Origin of the sequence: Streptomyces sp. NPDC046557, assembly GCF_040645975.1 — a bacterium.
In the GTDB taxonomy this organism is placed as follows: Bacteria; Actinomycetota; Actinomycetes; order Streptomycetales; family Streptomycetaceae; genus Streptomyces.
In genome coordinates this window covers 224,344-249,705 of sequence record NZ_JBEYZH010000006.1, presented here as the reverse complement: position 1 = coordinate 249,705, position 25,362 = coordinate 224,344, and the positions used below count along the sequence as shown (strand labels likewise).

The following is a 25,362-nucleotide window of genomic DNA, read 5'->3' as shown; positions in this document are numbered from 1 at the left end:
CCATCACTGTTTCCCGTGGAGTGTTCCTGCCATGAAGATCTCTCGCGTCTCCTTCGCCGCCGCTGTCGCCGCCGGCGCCGTCCTCGTTCTCTCCGGTCCCGCCTTCGCCCACGTCGGCGTCCAGCCGGGTGAGGCCGCCAAGGGCGGCTACGCGGTGATCAACTTCAAGGTCCCGAACGAGCGTGACAACGCCTCGACCACGCAGCTCGAGGTCAACTTCCCCATCGACCAGCCGCTCACCTCCGTCATGCCGCAGGACATCCCCGGCTGGACCGTGAGCGTCGAGAAGAGCAAGCTCGACAAGCCGCTCACCGTGCACGGCAAGCAGGTCAACGAAGCCGTCACCAAGGTGACGTGGAGCGGCGGCAAGATCGAGCCCGGCCACTTCCAGCAGTTCCCGCTCTCCATCGGCAAGCTGCCCGACAACGCGGACCAGATGGTCTTCAAGGCGATCCAGACCTACGACAACAACGAGGTCGTGCGTTGGATCGAAGAGACCAAGGCCGGCGCCCCGGAGCCGCAGAACCCGGCGCCCGTCCTCAAGCTGACCGCGGCGGCGACCTCCGCCGACCAGCACGATGACGACGACGCCACGAAGGCCGACGACGCCAAGGGCCACGCGGACGGCCACGACAAGGCCGCCGCGAGCGGCTCCGACACCACCGCCCGCGCCCTCGGCATCGCCGGCATCGTGCTGGGTCTCGGTGGCGTCGCGTTCGGCTTCGTCTCGCGCCGCCGCGCCTCCTGACCGTCGGGCCCCACGGGCCCTGTCATTGAGACCATCCGAAACCCCGATCCCCAGGGATTCCACCCCATGCGCACCACACGCGTGACGGTCGCCGCCTTCGTCGCGGCGGCCGCACTCGCCCTCACCGCCTGCGGCGGTGAGCCGGCCAAGTCCAGCGGTTCGGTCACCCAGATCACCGGTACCACCAAGGCCGGATCGGCGACCGTCCTCGACCGCCCCTTCCAGAAGCCGGACCTCGTCCTCACGGACACCTCCGGCAAACCGTGGAACCTGCGCGAGCAGACCAAGGGCCGGCCGACGCTCATCTACTTCGGCTACACCAACTGCCCCGACGTGTGCCCCCTGACCATGAGCAACATCGCGGTCGCCAGGAAGGCACTGCCCAAGGAGGACCAGGACAAGCTCCAGGTCGTCTTCGTCACCACCGACCCCGAACGGGACACCCCCGAATCCCTCGGCACGTGGCTCAAGGCCCAGGACCCGTCCTTCATCGGACTGACCGGGGACTTCGCCACCATCCAGGCCGCCGCCCGGTCTCTCGGCATCGGTATCGAGGCCGCCAAGAAGGAGGCCGACGGCAGCGTCGTCTCCATGCACGGCGCCCAGGTCATCGCGTTCTCTCCCAAGACCGACGAGGGCTACCTCCTCTACGGCGAGAGCACGACCGTCGATGACTACACCAAGGACCTGCCGAAGATCGTCAAGGGAGAGAACCCGTGAACGCCCGCACCACCCGCGCTCTCGCCGCCACGCTTTCCCTGACGGCGGCGCTCGCGATATCCGGCTGCTCCTCGGAGTCGGGGGGCGCGACCTCGGACTCCGCCAAGCCGACGCTGACGGTCAGCGGGGCGTTCATGCCCGAGCCCGTCGACGACAAGATGGCCGGCGCCTTCATGGTCGTCACCAACGACTCGAAGACGCCGGACAAGCTCACCGGCCTGACCAGCCCGCTCTCGGACGATCTCCAGATCCACGAGACCAAGGACCAGAAGATGCGGCAGGTCTCCTCGCTGGACGTGCCCGCGAACGGCCGGCTCAGCCTGGAGCGCGGCGGCAGTCACGTCATGTTCATGGGGCTCAAGAGCAAGCCGAAGGTCGGCGACAAGGTCAAGGTCGAGCTCAAGTTCGAGAAGGCCGACCCCATCACGATCGAGCTGGACGTGAAGGACCGTACGTACACCGGGCAGAGCTCCAGCGCCCACTGACGGACCGAGGAACTGACACGCCATGACGGCCACCGCCCCCACCCCGGCCCGCGCCCGAGCCACGGCACTCCTGCCGCGGCTCACGCTGGTCCTCGCAGCCCTGCTGGCAACCCTGTTCACCGCGGCCGGACCGGCCGCGGCGCACGCCGCACTCACCGCGAGCGACCCGAAGGACGGGGCGGTGGTCGCCACGGCGCCGGCGCAGGTCACCCTCTCCTTCTCGGAGCAGGTCGCCATGGGTGACGACTCCATCCGCGTGATGGACCCCAAAGGCAAGCGCGTCGACACCGGTGAACTGCGCGACATGTGCAGCGGATCCACCATCCGGTACGGCACCGCCCTGCACTCCGGGCTGCCCAACGGCACCTACACGGTGGCCTGGCAAGCCGTCTCCGCCGACAGCCACCCGGTCTCCGGAGCCTTCACCTTCTCCGTCGGCGCCCCCTCGGCCACGCAGGTCACCCTTCCCACACAGAAGGCCGGGGGTGGGCCCGTCGGCGTCGCCTACGGCATCGCCCGGTACGCCGCCTACATCGGCTTCACCGTCCTCGTGGGCGGCGCGGCCTTCATCCTGCTGTGCTGGCGCCGGGGCGCGACCGAGCGACCGCTGCAGAAGCTGGTGCTGCGCGGGTGGGTGTTGCTGACCGGCTCCACCCTGGCGATGCTCGTGCTCCGCGGTCCGTACACCGGGTCGGGCAAATTCGCCGACGTCTTGGACCTCGGCGGGCTCAAGGCCGTCCTGGACAACAAGGCCGGTGCCTCGCTCGTGTCCAGGCTGCTGCTCCTCGGGGCGGCGGCGCTCTTCGTGGCCGTGCTCTTCGGCGCCTACGCGCGCCGGCAGCAGGGTGCCGGGGCTGACGACGGGCGCCCCGGCCCCTTTGGCCTCGACGGGGCCGCAGGGCCGCTCGATGTCGACGGAGCTGACACGGCCGACGATGTGGTGGCCGAACGCAAGGACACGAGTGATCTCGCCTTCGGGCTCGGTGTCGGAGGGGCCGTCGTGGCGGCCGGCATCGCCGCCACCTGGGCCCTTTCCGAGCATGCCTCCACCGGTATCCAGCCCACGATCGCGATGCCGGTCGACATTCTGCACCTGCTCGCCGTCGCCACCTGGCTCGGCGGTCTGGCCGCGCTGCTGGTCGCCCTCTACAAGGTTCCCGGGATCGAGCGCGAGGCCGTCCGGCGCTTCTCGAAGGTCGCGTTCATCAGCGTCCTGGTGCTGGTCGTCACCGGTGTCTACCAGTCCTGGCGTCAGCTGGGCAGTTGGTCCGCCCTGACCGGCACCAGTTACGGACGACTCCTGCTGATCAAGGTCGCCCTCGTGGCCGTCCTCATCGGCATCGCCTACCTCTCCCGGTCATGGACCGCCCGACTCTCCGACAGCCTGGCGGAGCCGGCACAGGCGGATGTTTCACGTGAAACAGAGGACGCCGTTTCACGTGAAACAGCGGACGTTTCACGTGAAACATCCGAGCGTGAGGTGGTGCCTGAGGGAGCGGTGCTGGTGACGGTACCGGCCGACCCCAAGCGCGCCGCCCAGTTGGCCCGGCAGCGTGCCGCCACGGACAACGCCCGATCCAAGCAGGTTCGGGACGCCGACCCCGGACGGGCCGGACTGCGGCGGTCCGTCCTCGCCGAGGCCGCGGTCGCGGTCGCACTGCTGGCCGTCACCACGGTCCTGACCAGCACCGAGCCGGGGCGCACCGCGGAACTGGAGACCGGTCGCGGGTCGGCGGCGAGTACCGCCGTCCCCAACCGACCCGTCAAGATCACCCTGCCCTTCGACACGGGCGGCCCTCAGGGCAAGGGCACCGTCCGGCTGGAACTCGCACCGGGGCGGGTCGGCGCCAACGGCCTGCACCTGTGGGCGGAGAATGCCGACGGGCAGCCCCTCGAACTTCCCGAGGTGAAGGTTTCCTTCACCCTCCCGGCCAAGGAGATCGGCCCCCTGCCGGTCCTTCCGGAGCGTGCGGCTGCCGGGCACTGGAGCGCGGACGGCGTACAACTGCCGCTCGCGGGCGAATGGCGCATCGACATCACCGTACGGACCTCCGACATCGACCAGACGACCGTCCAGAAGAACGTGAAGATCGGCTGACCAGCGTGACCGACAGCACCGAGAGCAACCCTGACATCGAGATCTCGCGGCGCCGTCTGCTGGGCACGGTGGGCGCCGCGGGCGCCGCCGGCCTGGCACTCGGCGCGACGGGTGGTGCCCTGGCGCACTCCGCGCTCGCCGAATCCCCGCAGCCCACGACGAGGGGCGACGCCGGAACCCTCGCCTCGCTCGGTTCCACCGCGGTCGCCTTCCACGGGGACCACCAGGCCGGCATCACCACCCCGCTCCAGGCCAAGGGCCACGTCCTGGCGTTCGACCTCGCGCCGGGTGCCGGGCGTACGGAAGCCGCCGCCCTGCTGCGCCGCTGGTCCGACACGGCGCGGCGACTGATGGCCGGCGAGACCGCCCCGACCGCCGACACCGGGATCGCCTTGGACGCGGGGCCCTCTTCCCTGACGGTCACCTTCGGGTTCGGGCACTCCTTCTTCGAGCGCACCGGGCTGGCCTCGCGCCGCCCGTCCGCCCTCGACCCACTCCCCGACTTCTCGTCCGACCGACTCGATCTCCAGCGCAGCAACGGTGATCTATGGATCCAGATCGGCGCGAACGACGGCCTCGTCGCCTTCCACGCGCTACGGGCCCTACAAAAGGACGCCGGGGAAGCCGCCCGCGTCCGCTGGCAGATGAACGGCTTCAACCGGTCCCCCGGAGCCACGGGCGCCCCTATGACCGCACGGAATCTGATGGGCCAGGTGGACGGCACCGGCAACCCGAAGCCGGCGGATCCCGACTTCGACAAGCGGATCTTCGTGCCGGCCGCGGGTCCCGGACCGGCCGAGCACGCGTGGATGGCGGGGGGCTCGTACGCAGTCGTGCGCCGGATCCGCATGCTGCTCGACGACTGGGACAAGCAGTCCCTCGCCCAGCAGGAGCAGGTCATCGGCCGCACGAAGGCCACGGGCGCGCCTTTGACCGGCGGCAGCGAGACCACGAAGTTGGATCTGGCGAAGCTCGGCGCGGACGGCAAGCCGGTGATCCCGGCGAACGCGCACGCACGGATCTCTGCTCCGGAGCAGAACGGTGGGGCGGCCATGCTCCGGCGGCCCTTCTCCTTCCACGACGGCATCGCACCCGACGGCTCTCCCGATGCCGGGCTGCTGTTCATCTGCTGGCAGGCGGATCCGCTGCGCGGCTTCGTGCCCGTCCAGCGCAAGCTCGACCGGGGCGACGCGCTGTCCGAGTTCATCCGGCACGAGTCCAGTGGGCTGTACGCCGTCCCGCCCGGCCCGCGGCCCGGTGAGTACGTCGGACAACGGTTGCTCGAAGGGTGAACATGCCGCCGGGCGCGTTCGTCCCGGCATTAGGCTGATCGCATGTCGGCCACCCGCTTCACTTATCTCGGTCCCGAGGGCACCTTCACCGAAGCCGCCCTGCGCACGCTGCCGGAAGCCGCCACCAGGGAGCTCGTCCCGATGGTGTCGGTCCCGGCCGCCCTGGACGCCGTGCGCAACGGCGAAGCCGCCGCCGCGCTGGTGCCGATCGAGAACTCGGTGGAGGGCGGGGTGACCGCCACCCTGGACGAGCTGGCGTCCGGTGAGCCGCTGATGATCTACCGCGAGGTGCTGCTGCCCATCGCGTTCGCCCTGCTCGCCCGGCCCGGGACCAAGCTCTCGGACGTCAAGACCGTGACCGGGCACCCGGTGGCGCAGCCACAGGTCCGCAATTGGTTGCGCGCCCACTTGCCCGACGCGGTGTGGGAGTCGGCCGCCTCGAACGCCGACGGTGCCCGGCTGGTCCAGGAGGGCCGCTTCGACGCGGCTTTCGCCGGTGAGTTCGCCGCCGTCACGTACGGGCTCGAACCGCTGGTCACCGAGATCCACGACGCGGAGAACGCCGAGACCCGGTTCGTGCTCGTGGGTCGTCCGGCCCGGCCGGCCGCTCCGACAGGTGCGGACAAGACCTCGGTCATGCTGTGGCTCGGGGACGACCACCCGGGTGCGCTGCTGGAACTGCTGCAGGAGTTCGCCGTACGCGGGGTCAACCTCATGCTGATCCAGTCACGGCCGACGGGCGCGGGCATCGGCAACTACTGCTTCGCGGTCGACGCCGAGGGGCACATCTCCGACCGTCGGGTCAGTGAGGCGCTGATGGGTCTCAAGCGCACTTGTCCCCAGGTCCGCTTCCTTGGTTCCTACCCGCGTGCCGGCGTTGCGGTGAGTGACGTACGCGTCGCGCGGCCGGGAACCACCGACGGCGACTTCACCGATGCGTCGGACTGGTTGGCCCGCTGTCTCGACGGCCGGCCGTAGCGTTCTTCCACTGTCCACAGAGTTATCCACAGGTCGAGAGGCGAGCCTGGGGACAAGTCGACAGTTCGGCGCGACAAGGTCGACATATCGGCCGAGCCTCTCAGGCTTCCCGCAAGGGGGCGCAAGGTGAACGACGTCACCCGCGTATCGCCGATCAACTCTTTGGGGCGAGCCATTCCCACCCGAATGAGTGTGTGAGGGCGGTTTGAACCCTGTTTACCGTGGAGCGCCAACCGGCCGGGAATGATCTATTCCCGTGTCCACAGATCAGGCACACAGCCTGTGGATAAGACGGCTCCCGGGCCAATTCCTGTGGACAAGGAAGACCCTCCGCCCTGCTCAGGCCCCACTCCCAACCGAGGCGGTGACCGCTTTTCGGGAAAGGCCCCGCTTTTACGAGCGGCCCGGAAGCGCAAGGGCGGAACCCTCCGCGACAGAAGGACAACAGTTTTGCATTCGCCTCAATTGGGACATAGCGACACGCAGCGTGATATCGATGTGATCCCCGGAACCCCAGCCCGGTAGCCTGGAGGGGTGATTGACCTCCGGCTGCTCCGTGAAGACCCTGACCGTGTCCGCGCCTCGCAGCGCGCCCGTGGAGAGGACGTCGGCCTCGTCGACGCGCTGCTCTCCGCCGATGAGCGCCGCAGGTCCTCCGGCATGCGCTTCGACGAACTGCGCAACGAGCAGAAGTCGCTCGGCAAGCTGATCCCGAAGGCATCCGCCGAAGAGCGGGCCGAGCTGCTGAAGAAGGCCGAGCAGCTCAAGGCGGACGTCAAGGCGGCCGAGGCCGAGCAGAACGAGGCGGACGAGGCGGCCAAGCAGCTCCTCCTCCAGCTCGGCAACATCGTCCACAGCGATGTGCCGGTCGGCGGCGAAGAGGACTTCACCGTCCTGGAGACGCACGGCACCATCCGTGATTTCGGAGCCGAGGGCTTCGAGCCCAAGGACCACCTCGAACTCGGCGAGTCGCTCGGCGCCATCGACGTCGAGCGCGGCGCGAAGGTGTCGGGCTCCCGCTTCTACTACCTCACCGGCGTCGGCGCCCTGCTGGAGCTGGCCCTGGTCAACGCGGCGATCGCCCAGGCCACCGAGGCCGGCTTCATCCCGATGCTGACCCCCGCGCTGGTCCGCCCGCGCGCCATGGAGGGCACCGGCTTCCTCGGCCAGGCCGCGGAGAACGTCTACCACCTGGAGAAGGACGACTACTACCTGGTCGGCACCTCCGAGGTACCGCTCGCCGCGTACCACATGGACGAGATCATCGACGCGGACAAGCTGCCGCTGCGCTACGCCGGCTTCTCGCCGTGCTTCCGCCGCGAGGCCGGCACATACGGCAAGGACACCCGCGGCATCTTCCGCGTCCACCAGTTCGACAAGGTCGAGATGTTCTCCTACGTCGCGCCGGAGGAGGCCGAGGCCGAGCACAAGCGGCTCCTGGAATGGGAGAAGCAGTGGCTGACCAGCCTGGAACTCCCCTTCCAGGTGATCGACGTGGCCACCGGAGACCTGGGCGCCTCGGCCTCCCGCAAGTTCGACTGCGAGGCGTGGATCCCGACCCAGGGCAAGTACCGCGAGCTGACCTCCGCCTCGAACTGTGACGGATTCCAGGCCCGCCGCCTGTCGATCCGCTACCGCGACGGCAAGAAGACCCAGCCTCTTTCCACGCTCAACGGCACGCTGTGCGCGGTCCCGCGCACGATCGTGGCCATCCTGGAGAACCACCAGCAGGCCGACGGCTCCGTGCGGGTGCCCCCGGTGCTCCGCCCCTACCTGGGCGGTCGTGAAGTCCTGGAGCCGATCACCAAGTGAGCCCGGTCCCGTTCCCGTACAAGCTCGTCGCGACGGACCTCGACGGCACTCTGCTCCGCGGCGACGACACCGTCTCGGAACGCACCCGCGAAGCGCTCGCCGCGGTCACCGCGGCGGGCGCTGCGCACATCATCGTCACCGGTCGGGCCGTTCCCTGGACCCGGACGGTACTGGACGATCTCGGCTACACGGGGATCGCCGTGTGCGGGCAGGGCGCCCAGGTCTACGACGCCGGTGCGCACCGCCTGCTGACCTCGGTGACGCTCGACCGGCAACTGGCGGGGCTGGCCCTGTCCAAGATCGAGGCGGAGGTGGGCCCGCTGGCCCTCGCGGCCAGCCGGGACGGAGTGGACGGTGACGTGCTGTTCGGTCCCGGCTACCAGGTGCAGGAGGGCCTGCCCGCGCTGTACCTGGAGGACACCTCCGCCGTGTGGAGCGCGCCGCTGAACAAGCTGTACATCCAGCACCCGGGGATGGACGACGACACCCTCGTCAAGGTGGCCAGGGAGACCGTCGGCAGCCTGGTGGACGTCGTGATGGCCGGACCCGGGATAGTGGAGATCCTGCCCCTGGGGCTGACGAAGGCCACCGGCCTCTCGCTGGCCGCACGCCGGCTGGGGGTGAAGGCCGCGGAGACCATTGCTTTCGGGGACATGCCCAACGACATCCCGATGTTCGCATGGGCGGCCCACGGGGTCGCGATGGCCAACGCCCATTCGGAGCTGAAGGCAGTGGCCGACGAGGTGACGACGTCCCACGAGGAAGACGGGATCGCCGTGGTCTTGGAACGCCTCCTGGGCACTGCCTGACGGCGCTCCCCCACGGTCCCGCCCAAACTGGGAAGGTCCGGAACGGCCCGCGTCCCGAGACGCGCTCGAAGTGGCCGTTCCGGACCTTTTGTTACTCCCCGCACCCCTCACTCTGCCGCTCCCGCATGCCTCGTACCAGTGGTTTTCCGCAGCGGGCCCGGCTCATGTTTCACGTGAAACATGCAGGGCGGGACGTTGTGCCCTCCCCTGCGGATGGCGGGTCAACGGCCAGGCGAGAAGGCCCACGGCGAGCGAGATCGCGTGTCCCAGGTCGGTGAAGGTGCCCCCCGTGATGAGTGGGATCCCGAAGAACGCGACGGTTCCCGCGAGGTAGAGCCATCTCCAGGGGCCGGGCAGCCGATACGTGAGGACCCCGGCGGCAGCCGCGAGCCCGTAGCTCACGCCGATGTCGACGACATGGACCATGCTGCGAGGGGCCCGATGGTCCTGGATGGCCATGAGGACCACCTTCTGGCTGATCAGGGTGGCCGTGATGTGGGCGGTCGCCACGATCACCAGCCAGCGCAGCGTGCCCAGCCAGCGCTCGACGGAGGCATGGAAGACCTCGAAGAGCACGGCGTACTGGGCGAGCGAGGCGGGGTTCTCGATCCAGAAGGCACTGGAAACCAGGGCCCGCACCGGGTGCCGGGTGAGCTCGTGGATGTTGCTGCTGTTGCGGTGGAGCAGGACGTGCTCCAGGCGTTCGGGCGCGACCACGACGATGACGCTGGTGATGGCGATGATCAGCAGCCAGATGTGCGTACCGGGTGCGGAGCGTATCCAGGACCACACGGGCCTGGACGGCTCGGCCTCGGGGTGGGGCGTCATGTCCCGATGATGCCCGGCATGCTTGTGCCCCGCCCGGCCGGTGGGCCGGGCGAGGCACGAGTGGGGGAGTGGGCGACGGTTACTCCTCGCCCGCCAAAGTCAGCCGGCGCAGCTTCTGGCCCGCGTAGAAGGTGGCTCCCACGGTGACCACGACGAGCAGAACGGCGGCGGTCGGCAGGGCCACGGTGGCGTCGACGTACCCTTCTCCGGCGATCTTCTCCGCCAGCGACAGGGACCACTGCTGCACGCTCAGCGTCTTCGCACCCGAGACGAGGCTGCCGAAGAGCGACTCCCAGATCAGGGCGTAGACCAAGCCGAAGACGACCGCGTGGCGGCTGACCGTGCCCAGGAGCAGGAACAGCGCGCTGTAGGCGATCGAGGCGACCAGGGCGGCGACGGTGTAGGCGACGGCGATCTGCTGGCCGTTGCCGTTGAGGATGAATCCGGCGATCAGCGTGGGGATAGCGGAGAACGCCATGGTGACGGCGATCGCCACGATCAGCTTGGTCATGATGATCGTGGGTCGCTTCACCGGCTTGGAGAGCAGGTAGACGATCGAACCGTCGTCGATCTCGGGTCCGATGGCACCGGTTCCGGCGATGACGCCGATCAGCGGGACCATCGTCGCGAGGGCGAAGCCGCCCAGCAGGTCCGCCGCGACCTTGTCGTCAACGCCGGTGAGCGCGCGGACGGCGACGGAGATGACGATCAACAGGGCGGGCAGCGCGAAGAGGATCAGCGCGCGCCGCTTGCCTAGCAAAGACCGGTAGGTGAGCCGGGCAACGGTGGGGTTGTACATGGAAGCCAGCTCCTCAGGCCGTGACGAGGTAGGAGAAGACCGACTCGAGGGACTCGTCGGAGGGGGAGACCGTCAGCAGCCGGATGCCGTGCGCGCGGGCGACCCGCGGCAACAGTTCGGTGAAACGGCCGAAGTCGACGGCCTGGATGCGCAGGGCGCCTTCCTTGAGGTCGACCTCGATGCCGGCGGTGGACGGATCGGCGATGAGGGCGGCTGCGAGCGCCCGGTCGTCGGAGGAGCGGATGAGGTAGCGGTGCGGGCGGTCCGTCATGAGGCGACGGATCTTGCGGAAGTCACCGGAGGCGGCGTGCCGGCCGGCGACGACGACCTCGATGTGCGAGGCGAGCTGCTCGACCTCCTCCAGGATGTGGGAGGAGAACAACACCGTGCGGCCTTCGTCTCCCATACGCCGCAGCAACTCCATCAGCTGCATGCGCTGACGCGGGTCCATCCCGTTGAACGGCTCGTCGAGGAGCAGCACGGACGGTTCGTGGACGAGGGCGGACGCCATCTTCACGCGCTGGCGCATGCCCTTGGAATACGTGGAGATCTTGCGGTCCTGCGCGTACTCCATCTCGACGGTGGCGAGTGCCCGCCGGGCGGCCGCGTCGTCGAGCCCGTGCAGTTCCGCGTTGGCGACGACGAACTCGCGGCCGGTGAGGAAGTCGTACATGGCTTCGCGCTCCGGCACGACACCGACCTGCTTGTAGACCTGCTCGTTGCGCCAGATTGGCGTGCCGTCGAGGGTGACGCTGCCCGTGGAGGGGGCGAGGAAGCCGCCCATAATGTTGATGAGGGTGGACTTCCCGGCGCCGTTGGGGCCGAGCAGTCCGGTGACACCCGGACCGATGCGCATGGTCACGTCGTTGACGGCGACGACGTTCCCGAACCAGCGGGAGGTGTGGTCGATGTCGATGATGGTCACAGCCCGGCCTTCCGGTAGCGGGCCATCAGGGCGGCGTAGGAGCCGGCGATGAGGGCGAGGATGACGAGCAGGTAGACGGCGCCGACTCCGGCGGAAGGGCCCTCACCGCCGGGGAAGGCGGACGTCGCGCCGAGGAAGGCCGTCTGGAAGCCGTCGATCAGGGTGATCGGGGAGAACAGGCCCATCCACTCGATGGCGCCGGCGGAGCCGGTGTTGTAGGCGATGCCCTGTACGGCGGTCACCGCGCCGTACGGGATCAGGAGCACGGCGATGATCGCGGCGACACCGAACCCGCGGCGCGGGGTGAGAGCGGCCATGACCAGGCCCACACCGGCGAACAGGAGCGACAGCAGCAGTACGGACACCAGTCCCTGCCCGAATCCCTTGGTCTGGTCCCCGAAGTCGAACTTCGCCAGCAGCGAGCCGATGTACATGAGCAACAGCGGGGTGGCGGTGAGGATGAACAGCGCCGAGGCCATGGCCGCGTACTTGGCAACGACGTAGTCGACGCGCTCGATGGGCCGCGAGAAGTAGAGCGGCACCGTCTTGAAGCGCAGGTCCCGGGAGACCGACTGCGGCGCCTGGGAGGCGAGGTAGAGGCCGATCACCACCTGTGTGGTCAGGGCGTACGTCGTGTACTTGACCGGAAGGTCGGTGGAGCCGGGCACCGCGATGGCGACGGCGACGAGGATCAGCGCGGGAACGCACATCACCGCGAAGAGGATCATCGGCAGCACCTTGGACTTGGCCGACCGGCCGAGCCCGTAGGCGCCGCGAAGGGACTGCGAGAACAGCGACGTGCGGGCGTAGGCGCGGCCGAGTCGGGCCCCGTCGTAGGACCGGTAGCCGATGTTGTGGATCTGGGTCGAGGTGTCAGGCGCCATCGGAACCGGCTCCCTTCCGCTGGGGGGTGTCGCTCTGGCCGTTGTCGCGGAAGACCTCCGCGATGTGGTGGCGGCGCTGCTCCATGCGGACCAGGCCGATACCGAGGTCGGCGACGGTGTCGCGGACCTGGTCGTACGTCTCCTCGCCCGTCGCCTCCACGAGGAGGATGTGACCCGCTCCCGGCAGGCCCTGCTCGTCGGCCGCGTGCAGGGTCAGGCCTGCCTCGGTGAGTGCCTTGCGCAGCGCGGCGCTGCCGTCGGGGTGGGCGTCGGAGTCGGTGACCTCCACCGCCAGCGTCGCGGTGCTCTGTGTGAAGTCGCTGGTGGAGCTGGAGCGCAGCAGCTTGCCCCCGTCGACCACGACGACGTGGTCGCAGGTCCGCTCCAGTTCCCCGAGGAGGTGGGAGGTGACGAGGACCGAGATGCCGAAGTCGGTGTGGACCCGGCGGATCAGGCCGAGCATCTCGTCGCGGCCGACGGGGTCGAGGCCGTTGGTGGGCTCGTCCAAGAGGACCAGTTGGGGGTCGTGGACGAGCGCTTGGGCTAGCTTGACCCGCTGCTTCATGCCCGTGGAGTAGCCGCCGATGGGGCGGTAGCGCTCCTCGTACAGACCCACGTGGCGCAGCGTGTCGGCGGTCCGCTCCCGCGCGGCGGTCGGCGGCAGCCCGGACATGCGTGCCATGTGCACCACGAACTCGGTGGCCGAGACGTCGGGGGGTAGGCAGTCGTGTTCGGGCATGTAGCCGACGCGTTCACGGATGGCGCTGCCGTGCGTGGCGACGTTCAGTCCGAGTACGGCGGCGCGGCCCTCGGTGGCGGGGGACAGTCCCAGCAGAATTTTGATCAGCGTGGACTTGCCGGCTCCGTTGGCGCCCACCAGGCCGGTAACGCCGGGCCCGATGTCCAGGGAGAGCCGGTCGAGAGCGGTCACTCGGGGGTACCGCTTGCTCAGGCTTTCGGTCGCGATGACAGTCACGGCTTCGACGTTAGTGGCGCCCGACCCGTCGATCGTCAGACCTGGAGCGGGATCCCGTCTCCGCCTTGAGGACTACGGACCCTGACAGAAGGCTTACGCCGTCGAGAGCCGCCGGCGCGGCCCGCCGCGCGACCGGCGAACTTTATCCACAGGTCTTTGCGCGGCCCTTGACGTGACCTCCGGTCATTGTCACATTCATCAGTGTCAAGTTACGGGCGCGTACGGCTATACGGACGGACGGCTGGCATGGCTGGGGACACCACGCAACGCACGGGTCAAGGCACCACACGCACCGCACGCTCGTCGCTCACGCCTTCCGCCGAACTGCGCGGGTTCCGGGAGGTCCAGCGCCTCGCCTACGAGTGCGCCGAGACGGTCGCCGCGCAACTGCGCGCGGGGGTGACCGAGCGCGAGGCGGCGCGCATGCAGCGGGAGTGGCTGCGCGAGCGAGGGGTGCGGGACTGGTTCCACCTGCCGTTCGCGTGGTTCGGGGACCGCACCGCCTTCGTGAACTTCAAGATCCCCCTCCAGTTCTTCCCGACGAACCGGCGGCTGGAGCCGGGGATGCCGTTCATCCTCGACATGGCCCCCGTCTACCGGGGGTACGCGGCCGACATCGGCTACTCGGGCAGCCTCGGGCTCAACCCCGTCCAGGACCGATTGATGTCCGATCTGCGACCCCACCGCGAGCTGATCTTGCAACAAGTGCGCGAGCGACGCCCGCTGCGCGAGATCTACGAGAACGTCGAGCGCCTCATGACCCGCCAGGGCTACGCCAACCGGCACCGCGCCTACCCCTTCGGCGTCATCGCGCACAAGATAGACCGGGTCAAGGAGCGGCGCTGGTCCCCCACCGCCTTCGGGTTCGGCACCCAGTCCCTCAAGGGTCTGGCGAGCGACGTCCTGCACGGGCACCGGGAGGGCTGGTCGCCACTGTGGAGCCCGTACCACTTCTCCGACCACCCACCGCGACCCGGACTGTGGGCGGTGGAGCCGCATCTGGGCTTCCGGGGCACCGGCGCGAAATTCGAGGAGATCCTGGTCGTCACCGACTCCCGGGACCCCGGGGAGAGCGCCTTCTGGCTGGACGACGATCTGCCGCACGTGCGGCGCTGGGCTGAGGAGAAAGCGGCATGAGCGGCATGAGCGCAGCGGGTCTCGCGGGCGCACGCGAGCGCCGGGTACGCACCGGCGGTATCGAGCTCTGCGTCGTCGAGTTGGGCGAGACGGACCGGCCCACGGTGGTGCTCGTCCACGGCTACCCGGACAGCAAGGAGGTCTGGTCGCAGGTCGCCGAACGGCTGGCCACGCGCTTCCACGTGGTGCTGTACGACGTACGGGGCCACGGGCGCTCCTCGGCCCCCGTCCCGCTGCGTGGCGGTTTCACCCTGGAGAAGCTGACGGACGACTTCCTGGCCGTGGCGGACGCGGTCAGCCCGGACCGGCCGGTGCACCTGGTGGGACACGACTGGGGCTCGGTCCAGGGCTGGGAGTTCGCGACGGTCGCCCGGACCGAAGGTCGGATCGCCTCCTTCACGTCCATGTCGGGGCCCTCCCTCGACCACTTCGGACACTGGATCAAGAAGCGGACGACCCGCCCCACCCCGCGCCGAGTCGCCCAACTGTTGAACCAGGGCCGCAAGTCCTGGTACGTGTACATGCTGCACACCCCCGTGCTGCCGGAGCTCGCCTGGCGCGGACCGCTCGGCAAGCGGTGGCCCGGGATCCTCCGGCGCGTCGAGGACGTCCCGACGGACGACTACCCGACCCCCTCCCTGACCTCGGACGCGGCGCACGGGGCCTGGCTCTACCGCGACAACGTACGGTCGCGTCTGCGCCGTCCGCGCGTCGACGCGTACGCCCACGTACCGGTCCAATTGATCACCCCGACCGGGGACGTGTTCCTCTCGGAGCGGCTCTACGACGAGCTGGAACGGTGGGCCCCCGACCTCGTGCGGCGGACGCTGCCCGCGAAGCACTGGGTGCCCCGGACCCGTCCCGACCAGCTCGCCGCCTGGATCGGCGAATTCGTCACCGCCACGGAGGAGCCAGCGACACGGGCGCCGGAGCGGAAGGCACCGGGCGCGTACGCCGACCGGTTCGGCGGGCAGTTGGTACTGGTCACCGGCGCCGCCAGCGGCATCGGGCGGGCCACCGCCTTCGCGTTCGCCGAGGCAGGGGCGCGGGTGGTGTGCGTGGACCGGGACGGCGAGGGTGCGGCGCGCACCGCCGAAATGGCCCGCCTGGTCGGTGCTCCGGAAGCCTGGGGCGAGTGCGTCGACGTCAGCGACGGGCAGGCGATGGAGAAGCTGGCGGCGAAGACGGCCGCCGAGTACGGGATCGTGGACGTCCTGGTCAACAACGCGGGGATCGGGCTCTCCGGCCCCTTCCTCGACACCAGCGCGGAGGACTGGAAGAAGGTCCTCGACGTCAATCTGTGGGGCGTCATCCACGGCTGCCGGATCTTCGGGAAGCAGATGGCCGAACGAGGCCAGGGCGGTCATATCGTCAACACCGCTTCGGCCGCCGCCTATCTGCCCTCCAAGACGCTGCCCGCCTACAGCACGTCGAAGGCGGCGGTCCTGATGCTGAGCGAGTGCCTGCGCGCCGAGCTGGCGTCGAAGTCGATCGGCGTCTCGGCGATCTGCCCAGGCATCGTGAACACCAACATCACCGCCACCTCGCGGTTCGCCGGAGTGGACGCTGCCGAGGAGAAGCGCCGCCAGGAGCGGTCCTCGCGGCTGTACGGACTGCGCAATTTCCCGCCGGAGAAGGTCGCCGACGCGATCCTGCTCGCCGTGGTGAGGAACCAGGCCGTGGTGCCGGTGACCCCGGAGTCCAAGGGCGCGCTGTGGATGTCCCGCTTCGCACCGCGGACCCTGCGGCGTATCGCGAGGTTGGAGCCGAGGTTGTGAGCCGGGCCGGCCCACCTCGCCGGAGAGAGCCCGGCACGGCCATATCCGGCGAACTGCGGCGGTCGTACCATCCCTCGCAGGAGGGCTCGCCGCGTACGGCGGTCGAGCACCTGGTGGCACCACCTGCCGCCCGGGCCGCGGCGGGCGCGGCCGGCCGAGCCGCCATGTCGTAGGGAGCCGGGATTGTCCGATCAGGCGCTGGCCGAGTACCGGATCGAGGATCTGGCGCATCACAGCGGGGCGACGGTCCGCACGATCCGCGCCTACCAGGACCGCGGGCTGTTGCCGAAGCCGGAGCGGCGCGGCCGCTCCAATGTCTACCGGGACACGCATCTGGCGCGCCTGCGGCAGATCGCGGACCTGCTGGACCGCGGCTACACGCTGGCCTCCATCAAGGAGTTGCTGGAGGCGTGGGACGCGGGGCGCGGGCTGGGCGGCGTACTCGGTCTGGTCGCCGAGGTGCACGGGCCGTGGACCGACGAGGAGGCCGCGCGGATCAGCCGGGCGGAACTCAACGAGCGGTTCGGGGGCCGGCCCGACGACGACGCGGTGGGGGAGGCGTGCGAGCTGGGAGTGCTGGAGCGGATCCCAGGGCGGCCCGACGAGTTCCTCGTTCCCTCCCCGCAGGAGCTGGCCGTCGCCGCCGAGCTGTACGCGGCCGGCGTGCCGCTGCCGGCGATCACGGGGCACCTGCGGGAGTTGCGCGGTCAGGTGGAACACATCGCCTCGCGGTTCCTGGAGTTCACCACCGAGCACGTCTTCGCCCGCTACCTGGGCCCCGTCCCGCCCACGGACGCGGATGCCGCCGAGGCGGCGACGATGGTACGGAGGCTGCGGCCGCTGGCCCAGCAGACGGTGGACGCCGAACTCGCTCGGGCGATGCGGCTCTTCGCGACCCGGCACCTGCAGCAGCACCTGGGTGCCGCCGGAACGGCACAGGCCGCGGGGCCCTCGCCGGTGCCGCTGCCGGCCGAGACGGTGCGGGCGGTGCGGGACCTGGTGGGTCCCGAGCACGTCGCGGAGTTCATCCGGGCCGCCACGGAGCGGGAACTCCAGGCCCGGACGATGAACGAGCTGGCTGGCCGGGGTGGCGGCCGGTAGTGCTCGATCGGTAGTCCACAGGGCGAATCACGCTCTTGCCGCCAAAACCCGCCGAACCGGCTGTGGACAACTCGACCGTACCTGTGGGCAACGGGGTGCGGGGCTCACAGCGAGACCGTGTCCGCCGGCTTCGGGTGGGGGATATCAGCCACTGGCGTGGCCGGTTCAGGGGTACCTGCGGGGCCCGAAGTGGCTACCGCCGGGTCGAGGACAGTGCCGGGGTGGTTCCGGGCGGGCCCGGGATGGTTCGGGGCGAGTTCCGGATGGTGCACGGCGGGCTCCGGATGGTGGACTGCGGGTTCCCGGAGCGGTACTTCGGCGCCGCCGCGCCGGCTTCCGCGCTCGGCGCCGTAGAGCAACCCGGCGAGCGCGAGGCCGAGGGCCCCGCCGAGCAACTGCGCTCCGACGAAACCGGGCAGCGACTGCGGGGCGATCCCGGTGAACGAGTTGCTGAAGGCACGCCCGACGGTGCCGGCCGGGTTCGCGAAGGATCCCGAGGACGTGAACCAGATCGCCGCCGCTATGTAGACGGCGACCGCCGCCGGGATCAGCCGTGGGCGACCGATGCGTCCGAGGCCCTGGATGACCAGGATCAGTCCCGCCGTGGCGACGATCTCACCGATCAGCAGGTGCCCGCCGCCGCGGACCTGGGTGGCGAAGGTTCCCGGTACGCGGCCGAACATGACCTCGGCGAGGACGGCCCCGCCGATGGCCCCGGCCGTCTGGGCCGTGGCGTAGACGAGGGCGTCCCGGCCGCCCACCCCCTCGCCACCGGACCGCCACGCCCACCAGGAGGTGAGGGTGACCACCGGGTTGAGGTGGGCGCCGGAGAGTGGGCCGAAGAGGGTGATGATCAGACCCAGACCGATGGCGGAGGCGAGCGAGTTGGCGATGAGCGCGACACCGGTGTCACGGCTGAGGGCCGTGGCCTGAATCCCGGAGCCGATCACCACCACGAGCAGTCCCGCCGTGCCGATGAGCTCGGCGGCGGCACGGCGCGGCAGCGAAGCATCGATTGTCATGGATTCTCCCCCCTGGGTAGCGATTAATCGGAAAATGTATTCCGTATCTTGGAAACACGATAGGGGGCGTCGGAGTTCAAGGGACCGGCGAAAAATCGCTGCTCTCACCGCCTTCCAGGCGGCACCCTGGGACGATGGACGACAGACGCGCCGTGAAGGTGTCCCGATACGTCTCGAAACACCTGCGGCATCAGCCGGAACGGATCGGACTGGTGCTCGACCCACAGGGTTGGGTGGCGATCGACGAACTGCTAGAAGCGGCCGCGGCCCACGGCTTCTCGGTCGGCCGGGCCGAGCTCGACCACGTCGTCGCCACGAACGACAAACAGCGCTTCGCCGTCGAGGGAACAAGGATCAGGGCCAACCAGGGCCACACGGTCGCGGTGGACCTCGATCTGCCGGAGGCCGAGCCGCCCGCGTACCTCTACCACGGCACCGTGGCCCCCGCCCTGGACGCGATCCGCTCCGAAGGGCTGCGGCCGATGGCCCGCCACCACGTCCACCTCTCCACCGACCGGGAGACCGCGACCCGGGTGGGCGCCCGGCGCGGACGGCCGGTCGTACTCGCCGTGGACGCCGCCGCGATGCACGCGGCCGGACATGTCTTCCGGGTCAGCGCCAACGGTGTCTGGCTGGTCGACGCGGTGCCGCCGCGGTTCCTGCGCTTCCGGCAGTCCGGGAATTGACGCGGAGATTGTCAGATCATCCCCCTACCCTGTTCCTCAATTCCGGGATCGGTGAGGGGGGCACCTCGCGATCGCCGAACCACTCACGCGACCAGACGAGGTGACGCTGCATGACGTCCACGACCCCACCGGAATCGACGAGCTCGCCGGGAACCACGCCGGAATCGACGGGCCTGTCCGCATCGACGGCCCAGTCCGCAACGACGTCCCCGCCCGAACCAGCCGCCAACAGCTTCCAGGTCGACCTGCGCGGGCTCGTGGACCTCCTCTCCCACCACCTCTACTCCAGCCCGCGCGTCTACGTACGCGAGCTGATGCAGAACGCCGTGGACGCCATCACGGCACGCCGGGCCATCGAACCGGACGCGGACGTCCGAATCCGGATGTGGGCCGAGCCCGGAAAGGTCGGCATCTCGGACAGCGGCATCGGACTGACCGCCACCGAGGCGCATTCCCTCCTCGCCACCATCGGCAGGAGCTCCAAGCGCGGGGGCGAACACGGCCTGGAGACGGCGCGCAAGGAATTCCTCGGGCAGTTCGGCATCGGTCTGCTGGCCTGCTTCGTCGTGGCCACCGAGATCCGCGTCATCACCCGGTCCGCCCGCGACCTCACCGCGCGCCCCGTCGAGTGGCTGGCCACGGACGACGGCTCGTACACCGTCCGCGAGCTGGACCACGAGGCCCGGCCCGAACCCGGTACCACCGTCCTGCTGCGCGCCCGCGCCGGAGCCGAAGAGTGGATGGTCCCGGCCAAGGTCGAGCAGCTCGCACGCGACTACGGCTCTCTGCTCCCCCACGACATCACCTTCCAGGCCGGACCGGATGACGCGCCGCGCTCCATCACCGACCGGCCGGCCGTGTGGGACCGCCCCCATCCGACCCCGACGGCACGCCGGGTCGCGCTGGCCGGCCACTGCGCCCGGATCTTCGGATTCACCCCGCTCGACAGCATCGATCTCGACCTGCCCGTCGCCGGAGTGCGCGGCGTCGCGTACGTCCTGCCCGAACCGACCAGCCCCGCCCACCGGTCCGGCCACCGCGTCCACCTCAAGGGCATGCTGCTCACCGACCAGGCGCACAACCTGCTGCCCGACTGGGCGTTCTTCGTCCGCGTCGTCCTGGACACCGACACACTGCGTCCCACCGCCTCCCGCGAGAACCTGTACGACGACGAGACCCTGGCCGCCGTGCGGGAAGCGCTGGGATCCCGCATCCGGACCTGGCTCGCCGAGCTGGCCGCTGGTGAGCCCGAACGGCTGGCCGCGTTCCTGAGCGTCCACCACCTCGGGGTGAAGTCGCTGGCCCGGCACGACGCCGAACTGCTCGGCCTGATGCTGCCCTGGCTGCCGTTCGAGACCAGCGACGGCTCGATGAGCCTGGAGGAATTCGCCGCCGCGCACCGTGACATCCACTTCACGCGCACCGTCGAGGAGTTCCGCCAGATCGCCCCGATCGCGGCGGCCCACGGCCTCGGCGTCATCAACGCCGGTTACACGTACGACGCCGACCTCCTGGCCCTGTTGCCCGCCGTACGACCCGAACTCAAGGTCACGGAACTGGACGCAGGAGCCGTCACCGAGCGTCTCGACCCCGTCCCGACCACTGTCGAACTCGCCCTCGCGGCCTTCCTGTCCACCGCGCGCACCCGACTCGAACCGCAGGGCTGCGACGTGGTGCTGCGCGCCTTCCAGCCCGTCGCCGTCCCCGCGCTCTACCTGGACGACCGGCAGGCACGTCAGGAGCGCGACCGCACCGCGGCCCTGGACAGCGCCGACTCCCTCTGGACCGGGATCCTCGGCGCCCTCCGCGGCTCCGCACCACGCGCCCGCCTCGTCCTGAACCACAACAATGCGCTGATCCGCCGGATCGCCGGGCTCCCCGACGAGACGCTCACCGGTACCGCCGTCGAGTCGCTGTACGGGCAGGCGCTCCTGATGTCCCAGCGGCCGCTGCGCCCCGCCGACTCGGCTCTGCTCAACCGGGCGTTCCTCGGTCTCCTGGAATGGGCGACCCACTCCAACGACGGCCAGGAGGGCCAGAAGTGACGACGCTGACGCGCGAGGAGATCGAGCACGGTCTGGCGGAGAACCGAGGCGCACCCGGCGGTGCCGCCCGCAACGCGCACGCCGAGGCGCTGGCGGGCGCGGCCGAGGTGAGCGGGGACCCGGACCTGTTCCGGGCGGCGTTGGACAACCTCATCAACGCCTACCTCTACAGCGCCGAGTCCCCCAAGCTGCTGGTGCCCTTCGCCCGGCTGCTCCAGGAGTACGACAAGGACCCCGGCTCCTTCTCCGACAGCGCCACCCACTCGCTGTTCTGGCAGTTCAAGTGGGTGGCCACGGCCATCAACAACTCTCCCGACATTCCGCTGGAGTCCGCGGCGGGCTGGTTGGACGACATGGAGCGCCGCTACCGGATCGCGGGGTACAGCGAGCGGCCCGTGCGCGAGGCCGAGATGTGGCTCGCCGATGTGACCGGTGACGACGAGCGGGCCGAACGCGCCTTCGACGCCTGGCGCGGCGCCGAACGCGACGGGATGAGTGACTGCCACGCCTGCGAGGACAACAGCCAGGGGCAGTACGCGGCTCTGCGCGGCGACGACGCCCAAGCCCTGGACGCCTGGAAGCCCGTGCTGGAAGGACAGCGCCTCTGCGCCGAGGAGCCCCACCGGGTCCTCGCCGCCTCGTTGCTTCCGTTGCTGCGGCTCGGCCGGTTCGATGAGGCCCGCTCCCATCACCTGCGCGGCTACCGCCTGGTCCGGGGCAACGAGAGTCTGCTGCCCTCGGTCGGCAAGCACATCGAGTTCTGCGCGCTGACCGGCAACGAGTCGCGCGGTCTGGAGATCCTCGCCGAGCACGCCCCTCACATGGGCCCGCCGGCCAACGACCGCGACCAGTTGGTCTTCCACGGCGGTGTCCTCGTACTGCTCCGCCGGCTGAGGGAACTGGGCCATGGTCAGAGCCCGGCCGTCCCCTACAACGGCGTACCGCACAGCGTCTCCGAGTTGTACGACACCCTGCTCGCCGGCGCGCTCGACAGCGCCCGGCGCTTCGACGTACGCAACGGCACGACGCGGATCTCCGACCGGTTCCTCGCACGGATCGAGCGGGAGCCGCTGGTCGGGATGCTTCCGCTGGGCGTGCGCAGCCACGCCCTGCCGTCCATCCCATCGGGCGGCCCCGCGCCGGCGGTTGTGGCGGCCCCGGTCCAGGCCGTGTCGGGTGACCTCACCGAGCTGGTCGGCCGGGCCCGGGCGGCGCGCGATCAGGGGCATCCGGCCGCGGACGCGTTGTGGACCGAGGTGGCCGCACGGCTGGAAGCCTTCCCCGCGGACGAGGTGGACCCGCTGATCTCGGCCGATGTCGCGGATCACCGGGCGCTGACGGCCGCCCGCGGTGGGGCCGCCGACGCGGCGGAACTGCTGACTGCCGTTCGTGACACGTACCGGGCTCTCGGGCAGGCGGAACGGGCGGCCCTCGCGCAACTGCGGTTGGCGACCGTCGCCGCGCAGTCGGGGGCCGATCCGGCCGAGATCAAGAAGCTGCTGCGAGGAGCCGTGCGGGACGCCGAGTCCCTGGACCCGGCGGACCCCTTGCGAACCCGCCGGATCGCCCTCGCGGAACTGGCGTCGATCCGTGTGGACTCGTACTTGCGCTCGGTCCAAGAGCCCGCGCAGGCCACCGAGCACGCCCACGGACCAGGAGACGGGCACGGGCACCGTGAGGGGCACGGGCACGCTGAGATGTCCGCCGAGCTCGCAGCCTTCATCGACGCCTACGCGCAGCCGCTTCCCGACGTGGCGGCGGAGGCGGAGGAACTACTGGGCCGAGTGACTCTGGCCCACGGGGACCCGGAGCATGCCTCGTCCCTCTTGGCCTCCGCCGCGGCGCGGGGGATCGACGCGGGCCGTCCCTGGAACGCGGTGGACCCACTGGTCCTGCGGGCCGGTGTGCTGTCGTCACTCGGTAGGCCCGAAGAGGCCGAGGAAGCCGCGCGTTCCGCCTGCCGGCATGTCACGGAGGTGATCGACGCCGAAACCCAGGGCGTCGTACGACTCACGCTCGCCGACATCCTCCTGCGCCGCGCGAACACACCGGACGACGGCGCCGAGGGCCCCCGCACGGACGGGGCGAAAGAGGCGGCCGAGCACGCGCTCACCGCGGCCCACTGGTTCGACCAGGCCGGCCTGAGCGCCGACGGCGGCGCCCAGGCCCGGCTGCTGCTCGCCCGCGCGTACGCCCGCATCGGCCGGACCGCCGACGCGGCGGAAGTGCTGCAGTCGGCCCTGCCGGATCTGCTGGAGCACGGGGAGGGTCAGGCCGTCGCCGCCCACGAATTCCTGGGTGATCTCCTGCGCGAGTTGCGGGAATGGCGACCCTCGGCCGAGCAGTACCTGCGGGCGGCGGAGATCGCCCAGGGCTGGGAGGACTCGCGTCCGCAGGCGGGATTCGCCCAGTCGGCCGCCGATCAGCTCTCCACGGCGGGACTGGTGGTCGAAGCGGTCGCCGCCTACGAGCGGGCCCTTCGGCTGCACCGGGAGGCGGGCGGCGCACCGGTCGCCGAGGTGCGCATCCTGCGTTCGCTGGCCTGGCTGGGACTGCGTTCTGACGTGACGGAGGCGGTCGTTACGGCGGCGCGGACCCGGATGGACGAGGCGGCCGACGTACTGGCATCGGCGCTCGCCCATGACCCTCGGTCCCGGGAGCTGAGGTCGGAGCTCGCCCAGACCTGGCACCAGATGGCGCAGGTGCTGGACCGTTGGGTGACTGCGCGGGAGGAGGCCGCCGGAGAAGCGGGCGGAACCGACGGCGCTCCGGCTACCGGCGCTCCTGCTACCGGCGCGCTGCGGGAGGGCAGGGCCGAGATCCAGGCACTGCGCCTGGAGGAGATCCTGCTGTGGGAGCAGGCGGCCGGCCTCTACGCCGAGCTGGGCCCCGAGTACATCCAGGACCGCCTCCAGTGCCTGAACAACGCCGCTTGGACCGAGCACGAGCTGCACCGCCCGCAAGCAGGCGCCGCCCGGATCTCGGCGCTGATCGAGGAGATTCGGGCCCTGCCCGAAGGGGCGGTACCGGAGTGGGTGCTGCCGCAGGCCGAACGGATCGTGGCCGGCCTGCTGTCCTGACATCTGTCTTGTGTGCTGGCCTGTCCTGCTCCGTCTGCCCCCACCGCCCATCGGCGGGGGCAGACGGCCGGAAGCGGCAGACGCGACCTTCTGGCTCAGCCGTTCAGCTGGGCGGGTGCCTCGGTGGCGATCCGCTCGAAGACGGCCTCGTCGGCCGCGAAGTCGGAGTGCGGAATCGGCGCGTGAATGACCAGCTCGGTGAAACCGAGCTCCCGGTGGCGGCCCGCGAAGTCCACGAACGCGTCGACGGAGTCCAATACCCCCATGCCCTCCGGGGTGAAGCCGGTGAGCAGGATCTTCTCCATGGAGGCGGAATCCCGTCCGATGTCGGCCAGTGCCTTGTCCAGCTTCTCCGCCTGCCCCCGCAGGGCCTCCCGAGACTGCTCGGGCGTCCCGTCCTGCGCGAGCTTCGGATCGCCGGTCGTCACCCACGCCTGGCCGTGCCGGACGGCAAGCCTCATGCCCCGCGGGCCGGTCGCCGCGACCGCGAAGGGCAGGCGCGGCCGCTGGACACAGCCCGGAATGTTCCGGGCCTCCTCGGCGGAGTAGAAGGTGCCGTGGTGCGTGACGGCCCCTTCGGTAAGCAGCCGGTCGAGGAGCGGCACGAACTCGGCCAGGCGGTCGGCCCGCTCTCGCGGCGTCCACGGCTCCTGGCCCAGCGCCGTCGCGTCGAAGCCGTTACCGCCGGCACCGATGCCCAGGGTGATACGGCCGCCTGAGATGTCGTCCAGCGACATGAGGTCCTTGGCGAGCGTCACAGGGTGCCGGAAATTCGGCGAGGTGACGAGCGTGCCCAGGCGCAGCCGGTCGGTGACGGCAGCGGCTGCGGTCAGCGTGGGGACTGCACCGAACCACGGGCCGTCCCGGAAGGTCCGCCAGGACAGGTGGTCGTAGGTATAGGCGGCGTGGAACCCGAGCCGCTCGGCCCGGACCCACTGGTCACGGCCTCCTTCGTGCCAAGGCCGTACCGGGAGGATCACAGTGCTCAAACGCAGGCTCATGCGTTCGAGCGTACGGTGCCCCACGTGACAACCGCGCACCCCGGAGCGCAGCGGCCGACTGATGTTTCACGTGAAACATCGGACGCAGCACTTGTTTCACGTGAAACGAACGCGCGTGGTTTCACGTGAAACATGCCATGGAGATGGCTTGGCTGATC

General features: G+C 70.1%; 21 protein-coding genes. 14 read left to right on the top strand and 7 right to left on the bottom strand.

Annotated elements, in window-relative coordinates:
- The first annotated feature begins 31 nt into the window (after positions 1-31).
- From ABZ934_RS15860 to ABZ934_RS15825, 8 genes are all read left to right on the top strand, one after another.
- Positions 32-748 carry a YcnI family protein gene (locus ABZ934_RS15860; RefSeq protein WP_361312942.1) on the top strand — a complete coding sequence of 239 codons (717 nt, stop codon included), beginning with the start codon at positions 32-34 and terminating at the stop codon, positions 746-748.
- A gap of 66 nt (positions 749-814) precedes the next feature.
- Positions 815-1,468 (top strand): SCO family protein, encoded by a 654-nt coding sequence (locus ABZ934_RS15855; RefSeq protein ID WP_361312941.1) that lies wholly within the window; start codon positions 815-817, stop codon positions 1,466-1,468.
- Positions 1,465-1,953 carry a copper chaperone PCu(A)C gene (locus tag ABZ934_RS15850; RefSeq protein WP_361312939.1) on the top strand — a complete coding sequence of 163 codons (489 nt, stop codon included), beginning with the start codon at positions 1,465-1,467 and terminating at the stop codon, positions 1,951-1,953. The genes ABZ934_RS15855 and ABZ934_RS15850 overlap by 4 nt, the downstream gene beginning before the upstream one ends.
- A gap of 22 nt (positions 1,954-1,975) precedes the next feature.
- A complete protein-coding gene (locus tag ABZ934_RS15845) occupies positions 1,976-4,051 on the top strand; it encodes a copper resistance protein CopC (protein WP_361312938.1) in 2,076 nt (691 codons plus the stop codon).
- A gap of 5 nt (positions 4,052-4,056) precedes the next feature.
- Positions 4,057-5,343, top strand: a complete 1,287-nt coding sequence (gene efeB, locus ABZ934_RS15840) for an iron uptake transporter deferrochelatase/peroxidase subunit (RefSeq protein WP_361312936.1) — start codon at positions 4,057-4,059, stop codon at positions 5,341-5,343.
- Between the two features lie 42 nt (positions 5,344-5,385).
- Complete coding sequence (gene pheA / locus ABZ934_RS15835) at positions 5,386-6,321, top strand: prephenate dehydratase (protein WP_361312934.1); 936 nt, start codon at positions 5,386-5,388, stop codon at positions 6,319-6,321.
- 534 nt (positions 6,322-6,855) lie between these two features.
- Positions 6,856-8,133, top strand: a complete 1,278-nt coding sequence (gene serS, locus ABZ934_RS15830) for a serine--tRNA ligase (protein WP_361312933.1) — start codon at positions 6,856-6,858, stop codon at positions 8,131-8,133.
- On the top strand, positions 8,130-8,942 hold the full coding sequence (locus tag ABZ934_RS15825; RefSeq protein WP_361312932.1) for an HAD family hydrolase: 813 nt from the start codon (positions 8,130-8,132) through the stop codon (positions 8,940-8,942). Before serS ends, ABZ934_RS15825 begins: the two co-directional genes overlap by 4 nt.
- A 162-nt stretch (positions 8,943-9,104) precedes the next feature.
- Here ABZ934_RS15825 and ABZ934_RS15820 read toward each other — a convergent pair whose 3' ends face one another.
- The 5 genes from ABZ934_RS15820 to ABZ934_RS15800 form a co-directional block, all read right to left on the bottom strand.
- Positions 9,105-9,770 carry a rhomboid-like protein gene (locus tag ABZ934_RS15820; protein ID WP_361312930.1) on the bottom strand — a complete coding sequence of 222 codons (666 nt, stop codon included), beginning with the start codon at positions 9,768-9,770 and terminating at the stop codon, positions 9,105-9,107.
- Positions 9,771-9,849: 79 nt separating this feature from the next.
- Positions 9,850-10,569, bottom strand: coding sequence for an ABC transporter permease (locus tag ABZ934_RS15815; protein WP_361312929.1), 720 nt, complete (start codon positions 10,567-10,569; stop codon positions 9,850-9,852).
- A gap of 13 nt (positions 10,570-10,582) precedes the next feature.
- The gene (locus ABZ934_RS15810; protein WP_361312927.1) at positions 10,583-11,494 is read right to left on the bottom strand and encodes an ABC transporter ATP-binding protein; all 912 of its coding nucleotides are present in this window, start codon (positions 11,492-11,494) and stop codon (positions 10,583-10,585) included.
- Positions 11,491-12,378 (bottom strand): ABC transporter permease, encoded by an 888-nt coding sequence (locus ABZ934_RS15805; protein ID WP_361312925.1) that lies wholly within the window; start codon positions 12,376-12,378, stop codon positions 11,491-11,493. The genes ABZ934_RS15810 and ABZ934_RS15805 overlap by 4 nt, the downstream gene beginning before the upstream one ends.
- On the bottom strand, positions 12,368-13,354 hold the full coding sequence (locus tag ABZ934_RS15800) for an ABC transporter ATP-binding protein (RefSeq protein ID WP_361312923.1): 987 nt from the start codon (positions 13,352-13,354) through the stop codon (positions 12,368-12,370). Before ABZ934_RS15800 ends, ABZ934_RS15805 begins: the two co-directional genes overlap by 11 nt.
- A 246-nt stretch (positions 13,355-13,600) precedes the next feature.
- Between ABZ934_RS15800 and ABZ934_RS15795 the strand changes: the two genes are divergently transcribed.
- The 3 genes from ABZ934_RS15795 (at position 13,601) to ABZ934_RS15785 (ending at position 17,370) form a co-directional block, all read left to right on the top strand.
- Complete coding sequence (locus ABZ934_RS15795) at positions 13,601-14,491, top strand: M24 family metallopeptidase (RefSeq protein WP_361312921.1); 891 nt, start codon at positions 13,601-13,603, stop codon at positions 14,489-14,491.
- Positions 14,488-16,269, top strand: a complete 1,782-nt coding sequence (locus tag ABZ934_RS15790; RefSeq protein ID WP_361312920.1) for an SDR family oxidoreductase — start codon at positions 14,488-14,490, stop codon at positions 16,267-16,269. The genes ABZ934_RS15795 and ABZ934_RS15790 overlap by 4 nt, the downstream gene beginning before the upstream one ends.
- 183 nt (positions 16,270-16,452) lie before the next feature.
- Positions 16,453-17,370, top strand: a complete 918-nt coding sequence (locus tag ABZ934_RS15785; protein ID WP_361312919.1) for a MerR family transcriptional regulator — start codon at positions 16,453-16,455, stop codon at positions 17,368-17,370.
- A 104-nt stretch (positions 17,371-17,474) separates the two neighbouring features.
- Here ABZ934_RS15785 and ABZ934_RS15780 read toward each other — a convergent pair whose 3' ends face one another.
- Positions 17,475-18,392: an aquaporin gene (locus ABZ934_RS15780; protein ID WP_361312918.1), complete on the bottom strand. Its 918-nt coding sequence runs from the start codon at positions 18,390-18,392 to the stop codon at positions 17,475-17,477.
- Positions 18,393-18,526: 134 nt separating this feature from the next.
- On the opposite strand from ABZ934_RS15780, the gene ABZ934_RS15775 reads away from it, so the two are divergent.
- From ABZ934_RS15775 to ABZ934_RS15765, 3 genes are all read left to right on the top strand, one after another.
- A complete protein-coding gene (locus tag ABZ934_RS15775; protein ID WP_361312917.1) occupies positions 18,527-19,078 on the top strand; it encodes an RNA 2'-phosphotransferase in 552 nt (183 codons plus the stop codon).
- 173 nt (positions 19,079-19,251) lie between these two features.
- A complete protein-coding gene (locus tag ABZ934_RS15770) occupies positions 19,252-21,123 on the top strand; it encodes an HSP90 family protein (protein WP_361312990.1) in 1,872 nt (623 codons plus the stop codon).
- Positions 21,120-24,203 carry a tetratricopeptide repeat protein gene (locus ABZ934_RS15765; protein WP_361312915.1) on the top strand — a complete coding sequence of 1,028 codons (3,084 nt, stop codon included), beginning with the start codon at positions 21,120-21,122 and terminating at the stop codon, positions 24,201-24,203. Before ABZ934_RS15770 ends, ABZ934_RS15765 begins: the two co-directional genes overlap by 4 nt.
- Positions 24,204-24,298: 95 nt before the next feature.
- Here ABZ934_RS15765 and ABZ934_RS15760 read toward each other — a convergent pair whose 3' ends face one another.
- Positions 24,299-25,204: an LLM class flavin-dependent oxidoreductase gene (locus tag ABZ934_RS15760; protein WP_361312914.1), complete on the bottom strand. Its 906-nt coding sequence runs from the start codon at positions 25,202-25,204 to the stop codon at positions 24,299-24,301.
- Positions 25,205-25,362: the final 158 nt, after the last annotated feature.

Coding starts and splice junctions, on each gene's coding strand:
- ABZ934_RS15760 (WP_361312914.1), bottom strand. CDS start 25,204: ATGAGCCTGCGTTTGAGCACTGTGATCCTCCCGGTACGGCCTTGGCAC.
- ABZ934_RS15815 (WP_361312929.1), bottom strand. CDS start 10,569: ATGTACAACCCCACCGTTGCCCGGCTCACCTACCGGTCTTTGCTAGGC.
- ABZ934_RS15845 (WP_361312938.1), top strand. CDS start 1,976: ATGACGGCCACCGCCCCCACCCCGGCCCGCGCCCGAGCCACGGCACTC.
- ABZ934_RS15860 (WP_361312942.1), top strand. CDS start 32: ATGAAGATCTCTCGCGTCTCCTTCGCCGCCGCTGTCGCCGCCGGCGCC.
- ABZ934_RS15805 (WP_361312925.1), bottom strand. CDS start 12,378: ATGGCGCCTGACACCTCGACCCAGATCCACAACATCGGCTACCGGTCC.
- ABZ934_RS15790 (WP_361312920.1), top strand. CDS start 14,488: ATGAGCGGCATGAGCGCAGCGGGTCTCGCGGGCGCACGCGAGCGCCGG.
- ABZ934_RS15820 (WP_361312930.1), bottom strand. CDS start 9,770: ATGACGCCCCACCCCGAGGCCGAGCCGTCCAGGCCCGTGTGGTCCTGG.
- ABZ934_RS15780 (WP_361312918.1), bottom strand. CDS start 18,392: ATGACAATCGATGCTTCGCTGCCGCGCCGTGCCGCCGCCGAGCTCATC.
- ABZ934_RS15775 (WP_361312917.1), top strand. CDS start 18,527: ATGGACGACAGACGCGCCGTGAAGGTGTCCCGATACGTCTCGAAACAC.
- ABZ934_RS15855 (WP_361312941.1), top strand. CDS start 815: ATGCGCACCACACGCGTGACGGTCGCCGCCTTCGTCGCGGCGGCCGCA.
- ABZ934_RS15795 (WP_361312921.1), top strand. CDS start 13,601: ATGGCTGGGGACACCACGCAACGCACGGGTCAAGGCACCACACGCACC.
- pheA (WP_361312934.1), top strand. CDS start 5,386: ATGTCGGCCACCCGCTTCACTTATCTCGGTCCCGAGGGCACCTTCACC.